Here is a 16,372-nt window from a genome sequence, read left to right as displayed (position 1 = left end):
AGATAAATTCTTTGCTCGCCTTTCATCAAACAGCTTTACTGTTTTGGCATTGAGTTTGGTTGCGCTTCGTCTGCCTTGCCTTGTTTCTCTAGACGCGTTTTTTCTGCTTCAGAAATGATATCGAAGTAGACGTACACATCTTTAACACCGTCAATATTGCTGGTGACTTTTTTAGCAATCGCCGCCTCATTTTGCGTCAGAATACCCATCAAATAAATACTGCTACCTTCAGCAACAATCGCCATTGAATTAGATGGCAGCTTGTCTGTGAAAATCATTTGGGTTTTGATTTTAGATTCAAGGTAGGAATCATTAGCACGAGCAGTAAAGCTGCTATTTGGTCCAATGACCAATTCATTAAAGACAGAGCGAGCATTTTTCATTGACTTTACAAAAGCACCAGCCTGACTCTTAATGTCGGCATTTTTTGCTTCACCAGTCAACAATACCTTTTGATTGAATGATGTCACGTTGATATGCGCATCATCGCCATAACGCTTAGCTAAAGCATTGCTAGCTTCCAACTCAAGGCCTTTATCAATTGCTTGAACAGCTGGCGAACGGCGATCCGCTAAAACACTTGCACCCGCCACTACACCACCAACGGCCAACACTCCGCAACCAGATAAGAATGAGAAAGTCAAAATCGCAGCAAGTAATTTGATGATGAGAGTATTTCGCATATGCGTACCTTCTAATTAATGAAACTATTAATCGAGCAATAAATGATCTACGCCATCACACAAAGCATGAAGCAAAACTAAATGTGTTTCTTGAATGCGGGCAGTGCGAGTGGAGGGCGCACATAGATGAATATCATCTACACCTAATAAGGTGGCAATTTTTCCGCCGCCGTTACCAGTCAAAGCAATAATCTGAATCCCCATCTTTTTTGCAGCCTCAATTGCTCTCACTACGTTTTTTGAATTGCCTGAGGTGGAGATGCCAATCAAGATGTCACCTTTTTTTCCAAGGCCACGAACTTGCTTGGCAAAGATTTCGTCATAGCTATAGTCATTACCTACAGCGGTCAAAATAGAGGTGTCTGTAGTTAGCGCAATCGCGGCCAACTCTTGTCGTTCTCTCTCGAAGCGACCAATGAGCTCGGCAGCAAAATGTTGCGCATCAGCAGCAGATCCACCATTGCCGCAAGCCATTACTTTTCCGCCAGCACGCAAACAGTCTGTCATGGCGACTATGCCGCGAGCAACCTGATCAGGAAGTATTTTTTCAGCCTCTTGCTTTACAGCAATACTATCTAAAAAATGTTGGGATGCGCGAGCGCGCAAACGTTCGAGAGTGTCTTTATCCATCACATTATTATGCGCCATAGTTCAGGAAACCTGCTTACGTTACCCATGATTTCAAAAGCAACGTATTCTCTTGTTTATTGATACTTTTTACAAAAGATTGCCTACATGGAATTAAGCTCCTTTGACTTTTTAAAACAACAGGATCTGCCAGCTGGGGCTCTATATATGGTTGCAACGCCCATCGGTAATTTGGGTGATATTACTTTGCGAGCACTACATGTGCTTAATTCAGTGGATGGAATTGCCTGTGAAGACACCAGACATAGCGCGCCCCTGCTGCAACACTTTGGCATTCATAAGAAATGTGTTGCTCTGCATGAGCACAATGAAATTACTGGCTCGCAAACCATTATTGAGCACCTCGCTCACAATGAACGCTGGGCCTACATTTCGGACGCGGGCACTCCGGGCGTTTCTGATCCAGGCGCAAGACTAGTAAGCGCCGTTCAGAAAGCAGGCTTTCGAGTTATTCCTATCCCCGGGGCTAGTGCGGTATTGTCCGCCATTTCTGCCAGCGGCTCAGTCATGTTGCCATCGGAAGGGCGCTTTCAGTTTCTTGGCTTCTGGCCGAACAAAGCTAAAGAGAGGGGCATACTCATTCAAGATATTCGTAACAATTCAAAAACGAGCATCTTTTTTGAATCACCACATCAAATACGCGACACCCTGATAACGCTCAGTAAAGAACTAGAGCCGGGCCGCCAGGTACTAATCGGCAGGGAGCTCACCAAAAAGTTTGAGCAACTAGTTACGCTCGACGCAATCAAAATTCCAGAGTGGCTTGATGGTGCCGAAAGCCTGAGAGGTGAATTTATTATCTTAGTAGCTGGCCGCCAAGCCAATACAGATCAGGCACCTGAACATTCCGCGCTCTTGCTATGGGCAAATGCCTTAAGTCCCTACTTAGGTAGCAAAGAAATTGCCGCCGTACTAGCTCAAACACTTGGTCTAAGCAAAAAAGAGGCTTACCAGGTGGCATTAGATGCCAAAGATCAAAATGGCAGAAAGTAAAAAGCTGGCCAGATGCCAGCTTTTTTATTGTGCTGAAAGACTATTTAGCAGCTGGGGCAGCCTATTTGGACGCCGCTGGAGGGCTGGCATCTTGGTAATTTAACTGCGCAACAGGCTTAATCAGCTGCTCAGCAGAGGCAGCGGCATCAGTACGCTTACCGTTATTAACATAAACCAACAGCAACAAGATAATGATCAAAGGCACAAAAAAGGTAGCAAATACCGTGATGATCAGTTGTTTGGGGGTTTTAATAATGCTGCCGTGTGCTTCGCTCATAGGACTTTTATAGTTTGACTGGTTTTAGAGTAACTTCACAATTATAACGAGACCGTGAAGATATAGGCACTTACAATAGCCTAGTTAGCGAATTTCCTACTGGCGCCCGTAGCTCAGTGGATAGAGTATTGGCCTCCGAAGCCAAGGGTCGCAGGTTCGATTCCTGCCGGGCGCACCAAATCAGGGGGTTTTTGACCTACATCATGCGCAAATTCGTGAAAAAGGCTATCATTTCTCCCTAACTTATTGATTCTTATCATGTCAAATCATCTAAATTCTGCCCTATCCGAACCTTCTATGGCCAATCCTTTGGCTCCAGATCTTCCGTTGCCACACCGAAAAATTATTCGCAGCTGGCTGATCCCCATGGCTCAAGGAGAAACAGCAAAAGCAATTGCGTTGCTAGTGATGGATGCTGTTTTATGGCTTGGCTGTATCGCTGGGACTATTTTTATTGAAAGCGTGCTGATCAAAATCGTTTTGGGCTTAGTTGCTGGTTTTGTTACTGGTCGTATCTTCATCTTAGGTCATGATGCCTGCCATCAAAGCTACACTCCGCACCGCGAACTAAACAAAGTGTTGGGTCGCATTGCGTTCTTGCCATCACTAACCCCTTATAGCTTATGGGATGTGGGCCACAACGTGGTACACCATGGTCAGACCAACCTGAAGGGTTTTGACTTTGTCTGGGCTCCGTTATCAAAGGCAGAATTTGATGCCCTTCCTGCATGGCGCAAGGCTTTGGAGCGTCTTTACCGTAGCGGTTGGGGCCCTGTTTTCTACTATCTCATTGAGATCTGGTGGAGACGTGAGTACTTCCCGAATGCCAAAAACAAGCCTGGCGATCGTCCAATTTTCTTAAAAGACAATCTATTGGTAACCGGTTTTGCCATTATCTGGATTGCTTGTCTTATCGCTGGTGCCCTAGCTACTGGTCAATCTGTTTGGCTTGGCCTCATTACTGGTTTTGCTGTTCCTTTCCTGTTTTGGAATGGAATGATTGGTTTTGTGGTCTATGTTCATCACACCCATACATCGGTCTCTTGGTATGACAAGAAATCTGAGTGGTTGCGCGCCCAACCTTTTGTATCCACCACAGTGCATTTGACCTTTAATTGGATTTGGGGCTCTTTAATGCACCATATCATGGAGCATACCGCCCACCACGTGGATATGAGCGTCCCCCTGTATCGCCTCAAAGAAGCCCAAAATACCCTGGAAACCATCCTTCCAGAGCGTATTTTTGTCCAAAAGTTCTCCTGGGCCTGGTATTTCGAGACAGCTCGCAAGTGCAAGCTCTATGACTTTGAAAACAAGGCTTGGCTCGATTTTGATGGCAATAAAACGGCTGATTCAGTCAGAGTCGTTCTAAGCCCAGCCCCAGCGGGACAAAACGGGTAAAATAGAGTTTCTGTACAAGATTTGGATTACTCGGATTGCCCATGACTACCTCGACTCCAGCTGCTACCCAAGAAACCTCACAGAGCCTTAAGTTTTGCTCCTCATGCAGTCGTGAAAAGCGTCTGGAAGGTGGCACTTGGATTCCGACCAGCAATCGCAAGCAGCGCTGGATTTGTGCCAGTTGCTTATACAACCGTACACATCGTACTGGCTCAGCAAAAACCTAAATTTTTATTTAGTTTTACCAGCTCAGCATTGATCAATCCCCAAAAAAGGATTGCTTCGATGCTTTTCAATAAACGTCGATAGAAATCCATGACGCGGAACAAACCCATGTCGTCACCGACATAGTCCACAGGATACATAATGAAAACTCAAGACACATTTAAGTTTGCAGAAACACATGAGTGGGCCAGTATCGAAGATGATGGACTGGTATGGGTGGGTATTAGCAATCATGCGCAAGAGGCTTTAGGTGATGTCATGTTTTTCCAAGCGCCTAAAATTGGCCAGCAAGTGAAGCAGGGCGAAGCCATTGCCGCAATAGAGTCAGTTAAAGCGGCAAGCGATATTCATGCGCCCATTAGCGGCGAGATTATTGCCCTCAACGAAGAGATGGACGCTAACCCTGAGGTAGTAAACACTCAACCGTATACAGTTTGGTTATTTAAAATTAAACCAACATCCCCGGAGATGTTGAGTACCAATCTAAACGACCTGATGTCGCTCACACAATACGAATCGAGTGCAGGCGCTTAGATAGCAATCGGATCGCGCTCTACCAACCATCGAATGCGTGATGTTTTACTGATTCTTCCTGTGGAATCTTGGCGTAACTCTTGATCAATTATTTCAAGTGTTTCTTGTAGCAGTTTACGATTTCCTGACTCAATTAATAATTGGGCACGCTCTGCACCCGCCACCCGCATGACCGGCTTAGGTACTGGGTCGTACACTTTAAGCTCTTTCGTAATCAGTCCCTTTGTTTTTATACGCGTCTTTAGTTCATTCAAAAACTGAATCGCCTGATCCAAGCTTTTACCTTCTGCATGTATGAGCGCTTGATATGAGTAGGGTGGTAATTTTGCCTCTTCTCGCTCTTTGGCAGTAAATGCTAAAAATCCATCGACATCATGTCTTAACAAATACTGAAATACAGGTGACTCTGGGTATTGTGTCTCGATATAAATATCACCCCCAGCTTCACCTTGAGTGCCTGACCTACCCGCACGTCCAGCAACCTGAACTAACTGCGCAAATAATCTTTCAGCGGCCCTAAAGTCTGCTGAATACAGTCGACTATCAGCATCCAATACGGCGACTAGTCCAATGTTTTGATAGTCATGTCCTTTGGCAATCATTTGAGTGCCAACGACAATATCAACATTGCCATCGTGTATTTCCTTAAAGAGTGCTTCTGCTCCTTTACTCTTTCTGCTTGAGTCTGTGTCGACCCTCAGCACTCTGGCTTGTGGCCACATTTCTTCAATGGCATCTTCTAATTTTTGAGTTCCATGCCCAAGTGTTTTCAGATCTGCATTTCCACAGTCAGGGCAAAACTGGGGAATGGACTTTACCAAACCACAATGGTGACAATTTAGCACCGATCTTTTGCTTAATGCTCCGGCCTTATGCATGACGGTATAGGTTGAGCATTGAGTACATTTTGATAACCAATTACATGCCGTGCAACTGAGTACCGGAGCATAGCCGCGCCTATTAATTAAAATCAAACTTTGTTTTTTCTCTGCAAGCGTTTTTGTAATGGCATTTGCCAATGTTTTTGTAATCAGACTTTTTTGCTTGCTTGCGCCTACATCGCCTGGGCTAAATTGATTTTGTGGATCACGTGTATTAATTAAGTGCACGCAAGGCAAGCTTGCACCCTGTGCACGCTGATCAAGCCGAATATTTTCATAGCGACCAGATTTAGCTGCTAACCAGGTTTCTAGTGACGGTGTTGCAGAAGATAAGAGGATGGGTATTTTTTGATCATGGGCTCGCCAAATTGCCAAATCTCTTGCTGAGTAGCGGGTACCATCTTGTTGTTTATAAGATGGGTCGTGCTCTTCATCTACCACTATGACGCGTAAATTTGGAATTGGCGTTAATGCCGCCAACCTAGTTCCCAAAATAATTTGTGCTTTACCAGTCATCGCTTCATACCAGGCGACACCTCTTTTCTTTTCACTGATACCGCTATGCAACACCGCCATTTTTTTATCAGGGAAGTAGGCACTCACCTGTCTTTCTAATTGCGGCGTTAAGTTAATCTCTGGCACCAGTAACAGTACTTGTGCATCCTCTTCTTTAAGGGTGCTTGCAAGCCAATTCAGAAAAACAGCTGTCTTGCCACTTCCTGTTTGACCCTGCAGCAGAATTGCCCTAAATTGATTTTCTTTTTCACCATCTGACAGTAATTGATCTAGGGCGATCTTCTGTTCGGAATTTAATTGATCTAGTGTGATCAATCCTTCTGTGACATCAGCTAGCTTTTTTTTACTTTGCTTTTCAGCTGCTTTCAGTTTTTCTAAAATCTTTTCCCAGTCATCTGCCTTTTTCCACATTTGTGGAATCACTGGCAAGATGGTTTCTCCTAGCGCATGGACGTAATACTGACTTGCAAAATTCATTAGTCTTAATAGGGCTGGATCGAATACTGGAAGTGGTGCGAGACTTTCCACAGACTTTAGTTTCGATATTTCATAATCAGAGTGATTACTCACTTTTATTACAAGTGCGATTACTTTTGATCTTGCAAATGGTACTGAAACCACATTACCTATCTCTGGTAACTTGCCTAATTTTTCAGCATCCCATAGGTAGTCAAATCCCTGGGCCAAAGGTTTATCTATTACTACCTGAACGATAGTGGGTTTAAGCGTCATTAACTAATTTTTCTGTTTAAACCTGTGGATAAGTCTGTGGATATCATTTACTTTTTTCTTCCTATTTAGTCATTTTATAGGAACAACAGCTTGCACAGAAAATCAGCATTTTATTTTTTTATTATATAAATCAATACTTTAGAATGATTACTAAAGGTGAAAGTTCACAATTCTCTTGAATCTCTCTGTATTTATGATTTAGCACATTTCTGTGCATAACTTTTGCCGAAATATTGGCTAAAGTTAGCAATTACTTGCGTTTACCGCTTTGCTCGTAAGGCTTTTGACTTGGAGATTACCGCATCGGAGAGGGCTGTTACGCTTTCAGGTGGGGTAAATTGGTTAATGCCGTGACCCAAATTGAAGATGTGTCCGTCCAGCGGATGAAGGCCCGGCTTTAGTGTGGGAGCACCAGCCAAGTCCACCAAAAGGCCCTCGGCAGCACTTGCAATATGCTTCGGTTCTGAAAACAAAATTAGCGGATCTAGGTTGCCTTGCAAAGCCAGCGGCTTGTTAATATCTACAAGCTGCTTACGGGCACGACTTAAAGGCATCGTCCAGTCAATGGCAATAACATCTGCTCCAATTTGCGCCATATCGTTTAACCAAATACCGCCACCTTTAGTGAACATAATGATTGGGAGCTTACGTCCCTCATGTTCACGCGGCAATAGTTCGATCACTTTTTGCATGGCAGCCAAGGACATGCGCTGATACCAACCATCGGGAAGTAAACCTCCCCAGGTGTCAAATATCATGAGCGCTTGTGCTCCAGCTTTTACCTGCTCAATTAAATATGCGGCTACTGACTGGACATTAATCTCAAGAATATGCTCAAGCAAATCAGGGCGACTAAACATCATAGTCTTGGCATGACGAAAATCATCTGAGCCTGAACCGTCAATCATGTAGCAAGCTAGTGTCCATGGGCTTCCAGAAAAACCAATCAGCGGCACGCGCTGTTTACCGTCCTGAATCAATGCCTTGCGAATTTCTGATACAGCATCAAAAACATATTTAAGCTGATCCATATCAGCAACGCGTAATTTTTTTACCGCCTCCTCTGTGCGAAGTGGGTGATCAAAACTGGGCCCCTCACCTGCAGTAAATTTCAGTCCTAAACCCATAGCATCGGGAATGGTCAAAATATCAGAGAACAAAATCGCTGCGTCTAATGGGTAGCGATCCAAAGGTTGGAGGGTTACTTCTGTAGCGTAAGCTGGATTTTTAGCAAGGCCAAGAAAGCTACCGGCCTTAGCTCGGGTTGCATTGTATTCCGGGAGATACCGACCAGCCTGGCGCATGAGCCATAGCGGCGTTTGATCAACCGCTTCGCCTAGGCAGGCTTTTAAAAATCGATCATTTAACAACAAGGAAATGTCCGATTCTTATTTTTTACGACGGAAACGGGCAATTGCAGCTAATTGTGCTGCTGCCATAGCAAACTCTGACTGTGCTAAGGCCATATCAAAGTCAGTACCACGATTCTGCATAGCTTCTTCAGCGCGTTTCTTAGCTTCGTTAGCTTTGGCTTCATCAAGATCGTGTCCGCGAATGGCGGTGTCAGCCAATACAGTGACATGGTCTGGCTGCACTTCTAAATAGCCACCTGCAACGAATACAAACTCTTCATCACCATCAGCTTTTTCAATACGAACTGAACCTGGACGAATGCGTGTAATCAAAGGAGTGTGGCCACGCAAAATACCGAGCTCACCATTCTCACCAGGAAGCGCAACAAACTTGGCTTCTCCGCTAAAAATAGATTGCTCAGCACTTACTACATCGACGCGTATGGTTGACATAATTTCCCTAGATGAGTTCGATTAAAGCTTCTTAGCTTTCTCGATGGCTTCATCAATTGAACCCACCATGTAGAACGCTTGCTCTGGCAAGTGATCCAATTCTCCACTGCAAATCATTTTAAAACCACGGATGGTTTCTTTCAATGGAACGTATTTGCCTGGTGAACCAGTAAATACTTCTGCAACGTGGAAAGGCTGGGACAAGAAACGCTGAATCTTACGCGCACGTGACACAGCTAATTTGTCTTCTGGTGACAACTCATCCATACCCAAAATAGCAATAATATCGCGCAACTCTTTGTAACGCTGCAATGTCATCTGAACTTCACGGGCTACGTCATAGTGCTCTTGACCAACTACTTGTGGGTCCAACTGACGACTTGTTGAGTCTAATGGGTCAACGGCTGGGTAAATGCCCAAAGCAGCAATATCACGTGACAACACCACAGTGGAGTCTAAGTGTAAGAAGGTTGTGGCTGGCGATGGATCGGTCAAGTCATCCGCAGGAACGTAAACAGCCTGAATAGATGTAACGGAACCAGTCTTTGTTGAAGTAATACGCTCTTGTAGCTTACCCATTTCTTCAGCCAATGTTGGCTGGTAACCCACAGCTGAAGGCATACGACCCAATAACGCAGATACTTCAGTACCTGCGAGTGTGAAACGGTAAATATTATCAACGAAGAACAAAATGTCACGGCCTTCGTCGCGAAATGCTTCAGCCATTGTCAAACCAGTCAACGCAACACGCAAACGGTTGCCGGGGGGCTCGTTCATCTGACCAAAGACCATTGCTACTTTGTCGATAACGTTAGATTCTTTCATCTCGTGATAGAAGTCATTCCCTTCACGAGTACGCTCGCCAACACCGGCAAATACAGACAAACCTGAGTGTTGCTTAGCAATGTTATTAATCAATTCCATCATGTTCACGGTCTTACCAACACCCGCACCACCGAACAAGCCAACCTTACCGCCTTTAGCAAACGGGCAAACCAAGTCAATAACCTTAATACCAGTTTCCAACAAGTCAACAGAAGGGGAGAGTTCGTCAAACCTCGGTGCCGGCTGGTGAATAGCGCGACGCTCTTCAGTAGCAATCGGACCTGCATCATCAATTGGACGCCCTAAAACATCCATGATGCGACCCAGTGTTGCTGGACCAACTGGGACTGAAATTGGCTTACCTGTGGAGGCAACTTCCATTCCGCGGCGTAAACCATCACTTGCGCCCATGGCAATCGCACGAACTACGCCGTCGCCAATTTGTTGTTGCACCTCAAAGGTCAAGCCTTTTTCAGCAAATGATTTTTCTCCGCTCTCAACTAATGTCAAGGCATCATAAATATTTGGCATTTTGTCGCGTGGGAACTGAATGTCCACCACTGGACCGATACACTGCACGATATTTCCGTTACTCATCGCATTTCTCCGCTTTTAATTCCTGAATTCTTTCGTATTCCTAAACGCTAACCGCTTAAACCGCAGCCGCTCCGCCAACAATCTCTGACAACTCTTTAGTAATGGCAGCTTGTCGTGTTTTGTTGTATTCCAATTGCAATTCGCCAATTACATTCTTCGCATTATCTGAGGCAGCCTTCATTGAGACCATCCGTGCAGATTGTTCTGAAGCCATGTTTTCAGCAACAGCTTGATAAATCATTGCTTCTACGTAGCGCTTTAGTAGGCCATTTAAGACAGACTCAGCATCTGGCTCGTAAATGTAATCCCAAGAGTTGCCCGTCTTTTCTTCTGGAGTTAATGCTGCCGATTCCAAAGGTAAGAGTTTTTCTAAAATAGGCTCTTGCTTCATTGCATTGACAAAGCGGGTATATGCCAAATAAACAGCATCAATTTCGCCGCGCTCAAACGCTTCCAACTGGGCAGTAATTGCGCCAATCAAAACATCCATGTGTGGCGTATCGCCAATCTGAATTGTTTGAGAAATGAGTTTTGCCTTAGAGCGATTTAAAAACTGGAGGCCTTTTGAACCAATGGCAGTGTATTCAATGCCAATATTGCTGCCCTCCATATTGCGCACTTGGTTTGCAATCAGACGCAATACGTTGGTATTTAAACCACCGCACAAACCTTTGTCCGTTGTAACCAAGATCGTGCCAATTTTCTTCACTTCACGAATCGCCATGTAAGCAGGGCGGAACTCAGGATTTGCTTTGGAAAGATTGGCTACAATTTCACGAATTTTTTCAGCATATGGGCGCGCATTACGCATCCGCTCTTGGGCGCGGCGCATCTTGGATGCTGCGACCATTTCCATTGCCTTCGTGATCTTGCGCGTATTTTGTACGCTCTTGATCTTAGATCGTATTTCTTTTGTGCTTGCCATGATTTATGCGGGCTCTCTTAGAAAGAGGCTGAACGCTTGTAATCCTCAATTGCGGCACGTAAGGCGGCCTCGTCATCCTTGCTCATTTCTTTAGTCTCTTCAATACGACCAACCAAATCAGCGTATTTAGATTTCAAATGATCTTGCAAGCCTTTTTCGAATGGCAATACGTTCTTCACTTCAAGGTCATCAAAGAAGCCGTTATTAACAGCGTAGAGTGAAGCTGCCATTTCCCAAACCTGCAAAGGCTTGTACTGAGCCTGCTTACACAATTCGGTAACACGACGACCGCGCTCTAACTGCTTACGAGTTGCTTCGTCAAGATCAGAAGCAAATTGGGCAAACGCTGCCAATTCACGATACTGCGCTAAGTCGGTACGAATACCGCCAGACAATTTCTTAATCACTTTAGTTTGCGCTGCGCCACCAACACGTGACACAGAAATACCGGCGTTAATCGCAGGACGTACACCGGCGTTAAACAAGTCAGTTTCCAAGAAGATCTGGCCGTCAGTAATCGAAATCACGTTGGTTGGAACGAATGCAGAAACGTCGCCAGCTTGAGTTTCAATAATTGGCAATGCAGTCAAAGAACCTGTCTTACCTTTTACTGAACCATTTGTAAATTTCTCAACATATTCAGCATTTACACGAGCAGCGCGCTCAAGCAAACGTGAGTGAAGATAGAAAACATCGCCAGGATAAGCTTCGCGGCCTGGTGGGCGACGCAAAAGCAAAGAAATCTGACGGTATGCAACAGCTTGTTTTGTTAAATCGTCATAAACAATCAATGCGTCTTCGCCACGATCACGGAAGTATTCACCCATTGTGCAACCAGCATATGCTGAAAGGTACTGCATTGCTGCAGACTCAGAAGCACTCGCAGCAACTACCACCGTGTATTCCATTGCACCTAGCTCTGTGAGCTTGCGAACAACGTTAGCAATCGTGGAAGCTTTTTGACCAATCGCTACGTAAACGCAATAAACACCTTTACCTTTTTGGTTAATGATCGCGTCAACCGCAACTGCTGTTTTACCTGTTTGGCGGTCACCAATGATCAGCTCGCGCTGACCGCGGCCGATTGGAACCATCGCATCAATCGCCTTCAACCCAGTTTGTACTGGCTGGCTAACGGACTGCCGTGCGATAACGCCCGGAGCAACTTTTTCAATAAAGTCAGTCAACTTGGTATTGATTGGGCCCTTACCATCAATTGGTTGACCGAGTGCGTTTACAACGCGGCCGAGCAACTCTGGTCCAACTGGAACTTCTAAAATACGGCCCGTACATTTAACTGGGTCGCCTTCTTTAATATGGATGTACTCACCCAACACCACAGCGCCAACTGAATCACGCTCAAGGTTCAAGGCAAGGCCGATTGTGTTGTTAGGGAATTCCAACATTTCGCCCTGCATAACACCAGACAAGCCATGTACACGGCAAATACCGTCGGTCACTGAAATTACAGTACCTTCGTTGCGAAGTTGGGAATCAACACCCATTTCGCTGATTCGGCTTTTGATCAGCTCACTGATCTCGGAAGGGTTGAGTTGCATTACTTACTCCTGGGTCTTATTTCGTATGTTCTTAATAGGGATAACTTATGCGCCAAGACTTGCTTGCATTTGAGCTAGCTGTGCCTTAACTGAACTATCCATTACCTCATCTCCAACTTGAATGCGAACTCCGCCAATCAATTCTGGATCTACTTGGATAGTTGGGCGCAATTCTTTGCCCCCAAAGCGTTTCTTCAAACTTGACAACAAATCATTTAACGCAGAACCCTCTAATGGGAATGCGCTAGTAATCATTACTTCTGCTGCGCCCTCGCTCTTATTCTTCATCGCCTCAAATTGTTTAGCAATTTCAGGGATAGCTGATAAGCGGTGGTTTTGATTTACAAGACTTAAAAAGCTTGCGATTTTGCCGTCAAGCTTTGTCTTCACCATGCCAGAAAGTAGCTTGCTTAGATCATCCGCAGATACTTTTGGATTATTTGATAAAGCGGCAACTTCTGGTAAGGCAGCTATCTGAGCCAATTCATTTAACTGCTCTAAACATGTAGCAAGCTCAGCTGCCTTAGTGCTTTGAAAAAGCGCCTCAGCATAAGGCCGCGCAATAGTGGCTAATTCAGCCATATCAAAGTTCTGCCTTTAGTTGATCGAGCAATGTACCGTGGGCTTTTGCATCTACTTCACGACGCAAAATTTGCTCTGCGCCTTTGACAGCCAACATAGCTACTTCAGCACGCAATATTTCGCGAGCGCGTGCTACTTGTTGATCGGCATCTTGCTTGGCTTGGGTGATGATGCGAGCAGCCTCAGCTTGTGCGTTTGCGCGAATTTCTTCTGCAGATATTTGAGCACGTTTTTCTGCCTCTGCAACACGCTGCACACCCTCTTGGCGTGCTTTAATTAATTCTTGCTCGGCTTCATTGCTTGCCAATGCGAGCGCTTCTTTACCGCGCTCGGCAGACGCCAAGCCATCAGCAATTTTGCTTGAACGCTCATCTAGCGCCTTAACTAGTGGCGGCCACACGAAGCGTGCAACAACCCACCATAAGACGAAGAAAACGATCATTTGCGCGAATAGGGTCGCGTTCAGATTCACGATATTCCTTTCAGTATTGTTGAGAACAGTGGGATGACCCGATGGTCATCCACGCCAAAACAATTACTTAATAACTGCGAGCAGTGGGTTTGCAAAAGCAAACAGCATTGCAACACCAACGCCGATCAAGAACGCAGCATCGATCAAACCAGCCAAAAGGAACATTTTGGTTTGTAGCTCGTTGATCAATTCTGGTTGACGGGCAGCGCCCTCAATGAACTTACCGCCCATTATGCCAATGCCCAAACAGGCTCCCAATGCGCCGAGGCCGATGATGAGGCCAATACCGATAGCGGTTAGTCCTTGGATGTTGGCTAAGAATGCTTGCATGTTTACTCCTAAGTATTGAAAGTGAGGTTAAAAATAAAAAATTAATGGTGACTGTGGGCTTGCCCAATGTAAACCAAGGTCAACATCATGAAAATAAATGCTTGCAACAAAATAACTAAGATGTGAAAGATTGCCCAGGCCGAGCCCGCAATCACATTGCCGACGAAACCGAGCATGTACAAATCTAAGTTAAAGGTCCACATACTTCCCAAAAGGGCGATGAGCAAAAATAGTAACTCGCCTGCGTACATATTGCCGAAAAGTCGCATACCAAGGGAAACACCCTTAGCAATATATTCAATGATGTTCAAAATCAGGTTGAAAGGCGCCAGATACCACTTTGCTCCAAAGGGTGCCGAAACCAGCTCATGCAAAAAGCCCCCAAGACCTTTTGCTTTGAAACTGTAGAAGAACACCAACAAGAGAACTGAAAATGACATGCCGAAGGTGGCGTTCAAATCGGTAGTGGGGACTAACTTGTGATGAGGAACATGAACTCCGAAACCCCCAATAAATTGGTTAACCCCGTAGACCCAATCTACCGGCACTAAGTCCAAGGTATTTAAAAGAATAATCCAGCAAAAAACGAACAGAGCCAAAGGGGCAATAAAGCTTCTATCACCATGAACAATGCTTTTAGTCTGGTTATCCACCATCTCTACCAGCATCTCAATCAAACATTGAAAGCGGCCAGGAACACCAGGGGATGCCCTACGTGCGGCGAGAATCAATAGAAAGACTGTGATCAACCCCATTAAAGAGGCCCAAAAGATGGTGTCTAAATTAATGATGCTGAAATCAATAACTGAAGTTTGCGCCCCGCCGATATTGTTGAGGTTTTGTAAGTGCTCAGCAATATAAGCAGTCGGTGTAAGCGGTACACTTGCCGCTTGATGGGCCGCCCCTGCTGCTGCGTTGACTTCGCTAGACATCTCTAAACTTGTCCTTATCTATGTTAACCACCTGTTACTTCCAAAACCACACTAGCAAATAACACTTGAGCGTAGCCAAATAAGTAACAAGCAATGGAATCCATTTCAAATCAGGTTGCTTTAAGGCAAAGCCAATAAACAGGAGTGAGGTTACTAGAATTTTTATAAATTCACCAGAAACCACTGCTGCTAAATATCCGCCAGGGCCTGATTTTACATTCTTTTTTGCCGCCTCTAAGCGCACCAAAAATAATGCTGAGGGTAAAAACCCAATCAAACCGCCTACTAAAGCCGAATAAGTATAAACGCTTTTGTCAGCCTGCTTAGAAAAAACAAAGCAGGCAGAAGCAATAATTAATGTTAGTGCCACCTGACTTAAGACGATCCACCATGAATTGATCAACTTAAAATTGTGCGGCTTTGCCTTACGCAATAACTCCATTTCCTCTTTACTCAGGGCTTTATAGGAGTCATCGTCGATTTCATCCCACGGATGCTTGGAAATTGGCAGTTCTTTATTCATAAAATTCATTTCTCGAAGCAGATTAGGACCCTCTTAATCTGCCCGAATACCCAACTTTTTTAACAGGGAATCTAGCTCATCAAATTGGCTAAAACGTATTTTTAACTCACCGCCCTTGCCCTTGAACTTAAATTCCGCACTTAAACCTATCAAATCTGCGATTTCTTGTGTCAAGCGGCGCATGTCAGGATCGCGACTTGGTGCAAGCCCTGCCACCGTGGTTTTGGCTTTTTTGTCCCCAATTTGACCGCCGGCGAGCGCTAGGGCAGCAGCCATTCTCTCAGCCTCTCGCACCGAAAGACCTTGAGCCGCAATTTTTTGTGCCAAAGCGACTTGGCTTGCTCCAGGCAAAGGCAATAGGGCGCGGGCATGGCCCATATCAATATCGCCTGCCAAGAGCATGGCTTGTACTGGTTTTGCCAGCTGATTTAAACGTAATAAATTAGTAACGGCACTACGTGACTTGCCTACCGCTTTTGCCGCTTGCTCATGCGTAAAACCAAACTCTTCAATCAGCCTAGCCAGGCCCTGAGACTCCTCTAGCGGATTCAGATCTTCACGCTGCATATTCTCAACTAAAGCCATTGCAGCAGCAGCTTGGTCATTGGCGCCAGAAACTAATACAGGCACCTCCTGTAGACCAGCCAAAGTTGCCGCACGAAAGCGGCGCTCGCCGGCAATAATTTCGTATTTTCCGGGTGCAACTAAGCGAACTAACAGGGGTTGCATCACGCCTTGCTCGCGAATGCTTTCAGCCAACTCTTGTAATGCACCCGCTTCCATTTTTTGACGCGGTTGATATTTACCTGCCTGTAATGCGCTTAATGGCAAACGATTAATTTCACCCGTGGTTTCTTTTTGTGCTTTATCGCCGAGGAGTGCCTCTAAGCCACGACCCAAACCTTTTTTCTTAATTGCAACCATGATATTTT

At 45.1% G+C, this 16,372-nt stretch carries 19 protein-coding genes and 1 tRNA gene; 5 read left to right on the top strand and 15 right to left on the bottom strand.

The window, feature by feature from the left end; genetic code table 11:
* Positions 1 to 35 precede the first annotated feature (35 nt).
* Both CL55_RS00165 and CL55_RS00160 read right to left on the bottom strand, forming a co-directional pair.
* Positions 36 to 683, bottom strand: a complete 648-nt coding sequence (locus CL55_RS00165) for a BON domain-containing protein (RefSeq protein WP_046329365.1) — start codon at positions 681 to 683, stop codon at positions 36 to 38.
* Between the two features lie 27 nt (positions 684 to 710).
* Positions 711 to 1,331, bottom strand: a complete 621-nt coding sequence (locus CL55_RS00160; RefSeq protein ID WP_269464920.1) for a phosphoheptose isomerase — start codon at positions 1,329 to 1,331, stop codon at positions 711 to 713.
* 87 nt (positions 1,332 to 1,418) lie between these two features.
* Between CL55_RS00160 and rsmI the strand changes: the two genes are divergently transcribed.
* Complete coding sequence (gene rsmI / locus CL55_RS00155; protein ID WP_046329364.1) at positions 1,419 to 2,324, top strand: 16S rRNA (cytidine(1402)-2'-O)-methyltransferase; 906 nt, start codon at positions 1,419 to 1,421, stop codon at positions 2,322 to 2,324.
* Positions 2,325 to 2,385: 61 nt separating this feature from the next.
* Here rsmI and CL55_RS00150 read toward each other — a convergent pair whose 3' ends face one another.
* A complete protein-coding gene (locus CL55_RS00150) occupies positions 2,386 to 2,601 on the bottom strand; it encodes a hypothetical protein (RefSeq protein WP_237150505.1) in 216 nt (71 codons plus the stop codon).
* A 102-nt stretch (positions 2,602 to 2,703) separates the two neighbouring features.
* On the opposite strand from CL55_RS00150, the gene CL55_RS00145 reads away from it, so the two are divergent.
* The 4 genes from CL55_RS00145 (at position 2,704) to gcvH (ending at position 4,761) form a co-directional block, all read left to right on the top strand.
* Positions 2,704 to 2,779, top strand: a tRNA-Arg gene (locus CL55_RS00145).
* A 188-nt stretch (positions 2,780 to 2,967) separates the two neighbouring features.
* Entirely contained in the window at positions 2,968 to 4,002 is a 1,035-nt protein-coding gene (locus CL55_RS00140) for a fatty acid desaturase (protein ID WP_082091941.1), read from the top strand.
* 41 nt (positions 4,003 to 4,043) lie between these two features.
* Positions 4,044 to 4,229: a hypothetical protein gene (locus CL55_RS00135; protein ID WP_041396810.1), complete on the top strand. Its 186-nt coding sequence runs from the start codon at positions 4,044 to 4,046 to the stop codon at positions 4,227 to 4,229.
* 136 nt (positions 4,230 to 4,365) lie between these two features.
* Entirely contained in the window at positions 4,366 to 4,761 is a 396-nt protein-coding gene (gene gcvH, locus CL55_RS00130) for a glycine cleavage system protein GcvH (RefSeq protein ID WP_418054937.1), read from the top strand.
* On the opposite strand, the gene priA is transcribed toward gcvH, so the two are convergent.
* From priA to CL55_RS00070, 12 genes are all read right to left on the bottom strand, one after another.
* A complete protein-coding gene (gene priA / locus CL55_RS00125) occupies positions 4,758 to 6,890 on the bottom strand; it encodes a replication restart helicase PriA (RefSeq protein ID WP_046329362.1) in 2,133 nt (710 codons plus the stop codon). The two genes, gcvH and priA, sit on opposite strands and share 4 nt — an antisense overlap.
* Before the next feature lie 260 nt (positions 6,891 to 7,150).
* On the bottom strand, positions 7,151 to 8,269 hold the full coding sequence (hemE, locus tag CL55_RS00120) for a uroporphyrinogen decarboxylase (RefSeq protein ID WP_046329361.1): 1,119 nt from the start codon (positions 8,267 to 8,269) through the stop codon (positions 7,151 to 7,153).
* Positions 8,270 to 8,278: 9 nt separating this feature from the next.
* Positions 8,279 to 8,695, bottom strand: coding sequence for a F0F1 ATP synthase subunit epsilon (locus CL55_RS00115; protein ID WP_046329360.1), 417 nt, complete (start codon positions 8,693 to 8,695; stop codon positions 8,279 to 8,281).
* A 21-nt stretch (positions 8,696 to 8,716) separates the two neighbouring features.
* Positions 8,717 to 10,117: a F0F1 ATP synthase subunit beta gene (atpD, locus tag CL55_RS00110; protein WP_046329359.1), complete on the bottom strand. Its 1,401-nt coding sequence runs from the start codon at positions 10,115 to 10,117 to the stop codon at positions 8,717 to 8,719.
* A 55-nt stretch (positions 10,118 to 10,172) separates the two neighbouring features.
* A complete protein-coding gene (gene atpG / locus CL55_RS00105) occupies positions 10,173 to 11,042 on the bottom strand; it encodes a F0F1 ATP synthase subunit gamma (RefSeq protein WP_046329358.1) in 870 nt (289 codons plus the stop codon).
* A gap of 17 nt (positions 11,043 to 11,059) precedes the next feature.
* Complete coding sequence (atpA, locus tag CL55_RS00100) at positions 11,060 to 12,601, bottom strand: F0F1 ATP synthase subunit alpha (RefSeq protein ID WP_046329357.1); 1,542 nt, start codon at positions 12,599 to 12,601, stop codon at positions 11,060 to 11,062.
* A 45-nt stretch (positions 12,602 to 12,646) separates the two neighbouring features.
* Complete coding sequence (locus CL55_RS00095) at positions 12,647 to 13,183, bottom strand: F0F1 ATP synthase subunit delta (RefSeq protein ID WP_046329356.1); 537 nt, start codon at positions 13,181 to 13,183, stop codon at positions 12,647 to 12,649.
* Position 13,184: 1 nt separating this feature from the next.
* Positions 13,185 to 13,655, bottom strand: a complete 471-nt coding sequence (locus CL55_RS00090) for a F0F1 ATP synthase subunit B (RefSeq protein ID WP_046329355.1) — start codon at positions 13,653 to 13,655, stop codon at positions 13,185 to 13,187.
* Between the two features lie 63 nt (positions 13,656 to 13,718).
* Complete coding sequence (atpE, locus tag CL55_RS00085) at positions 13,719 to 13,985, bottom strand: F0F1 ATP synthase subunit C (RefSeq protein ID WP_046329354.1); 267 nt, start codon at positions 13,983 to 13,985, stop codon at positions 13,719 to 13,721.
* A 41-nt stretch (positions 13,986 to 14,026) separates the two neighbouring features.
* Positions 14,027 to 14,917, bottom strand: coding sequence for a F0F1 ATP synthase subunit A (atpB, locus tag CL55_RS00080; RefSeq protein WP_046329353.1), 891 nt, complete (start codon positions 14,915 to 14,917; stop codon positions 14,027 to 14,029).
* A 34-nt stretch (positions 14,918 to 14,951) separates the two neighbouring features.
* A complete protein-coding gene (locus CL55_RS00075; protein ID WP_052728686.1) occupies positions 14,952 to 15,449 on the bottom strand; it encodes an ATP synthase subunit I in 498 nt (165 codons plus the stop codon).
* Between the two features lie 24 nt (positions 15,450 to 15,473).
* Positions 15,474 to 16,364 (bottom strand): ParB/RepB/Spo0J family partition protein, encoded by an 891-nt coding sequence (locus CL55_RS00070; RefSeq protein WP_046329352.1) that lies wholly within the window; start codon positions 16,362 to 16,364, stop codon positions 15,474 to 15,476.
* Between the last annotated feature and the right edge of the window lie 8 nt (positions 16,365 to 16,372).

The organism is Polynucleobacter duraquae (assembly GCF_000973625.1).
GTDB classification, from domain to species: Bacteria; Pseudomonadota; Gammaproteobacteria; order Burkholderiales; family Burkholderiaceae; genus Polynucleobacter; species Polynucleobacter duraquae.
Note: the sequence above shows the minus strand (reverse complement) of the source record. Positions and strands in the feature narration are given on the sequence as shown.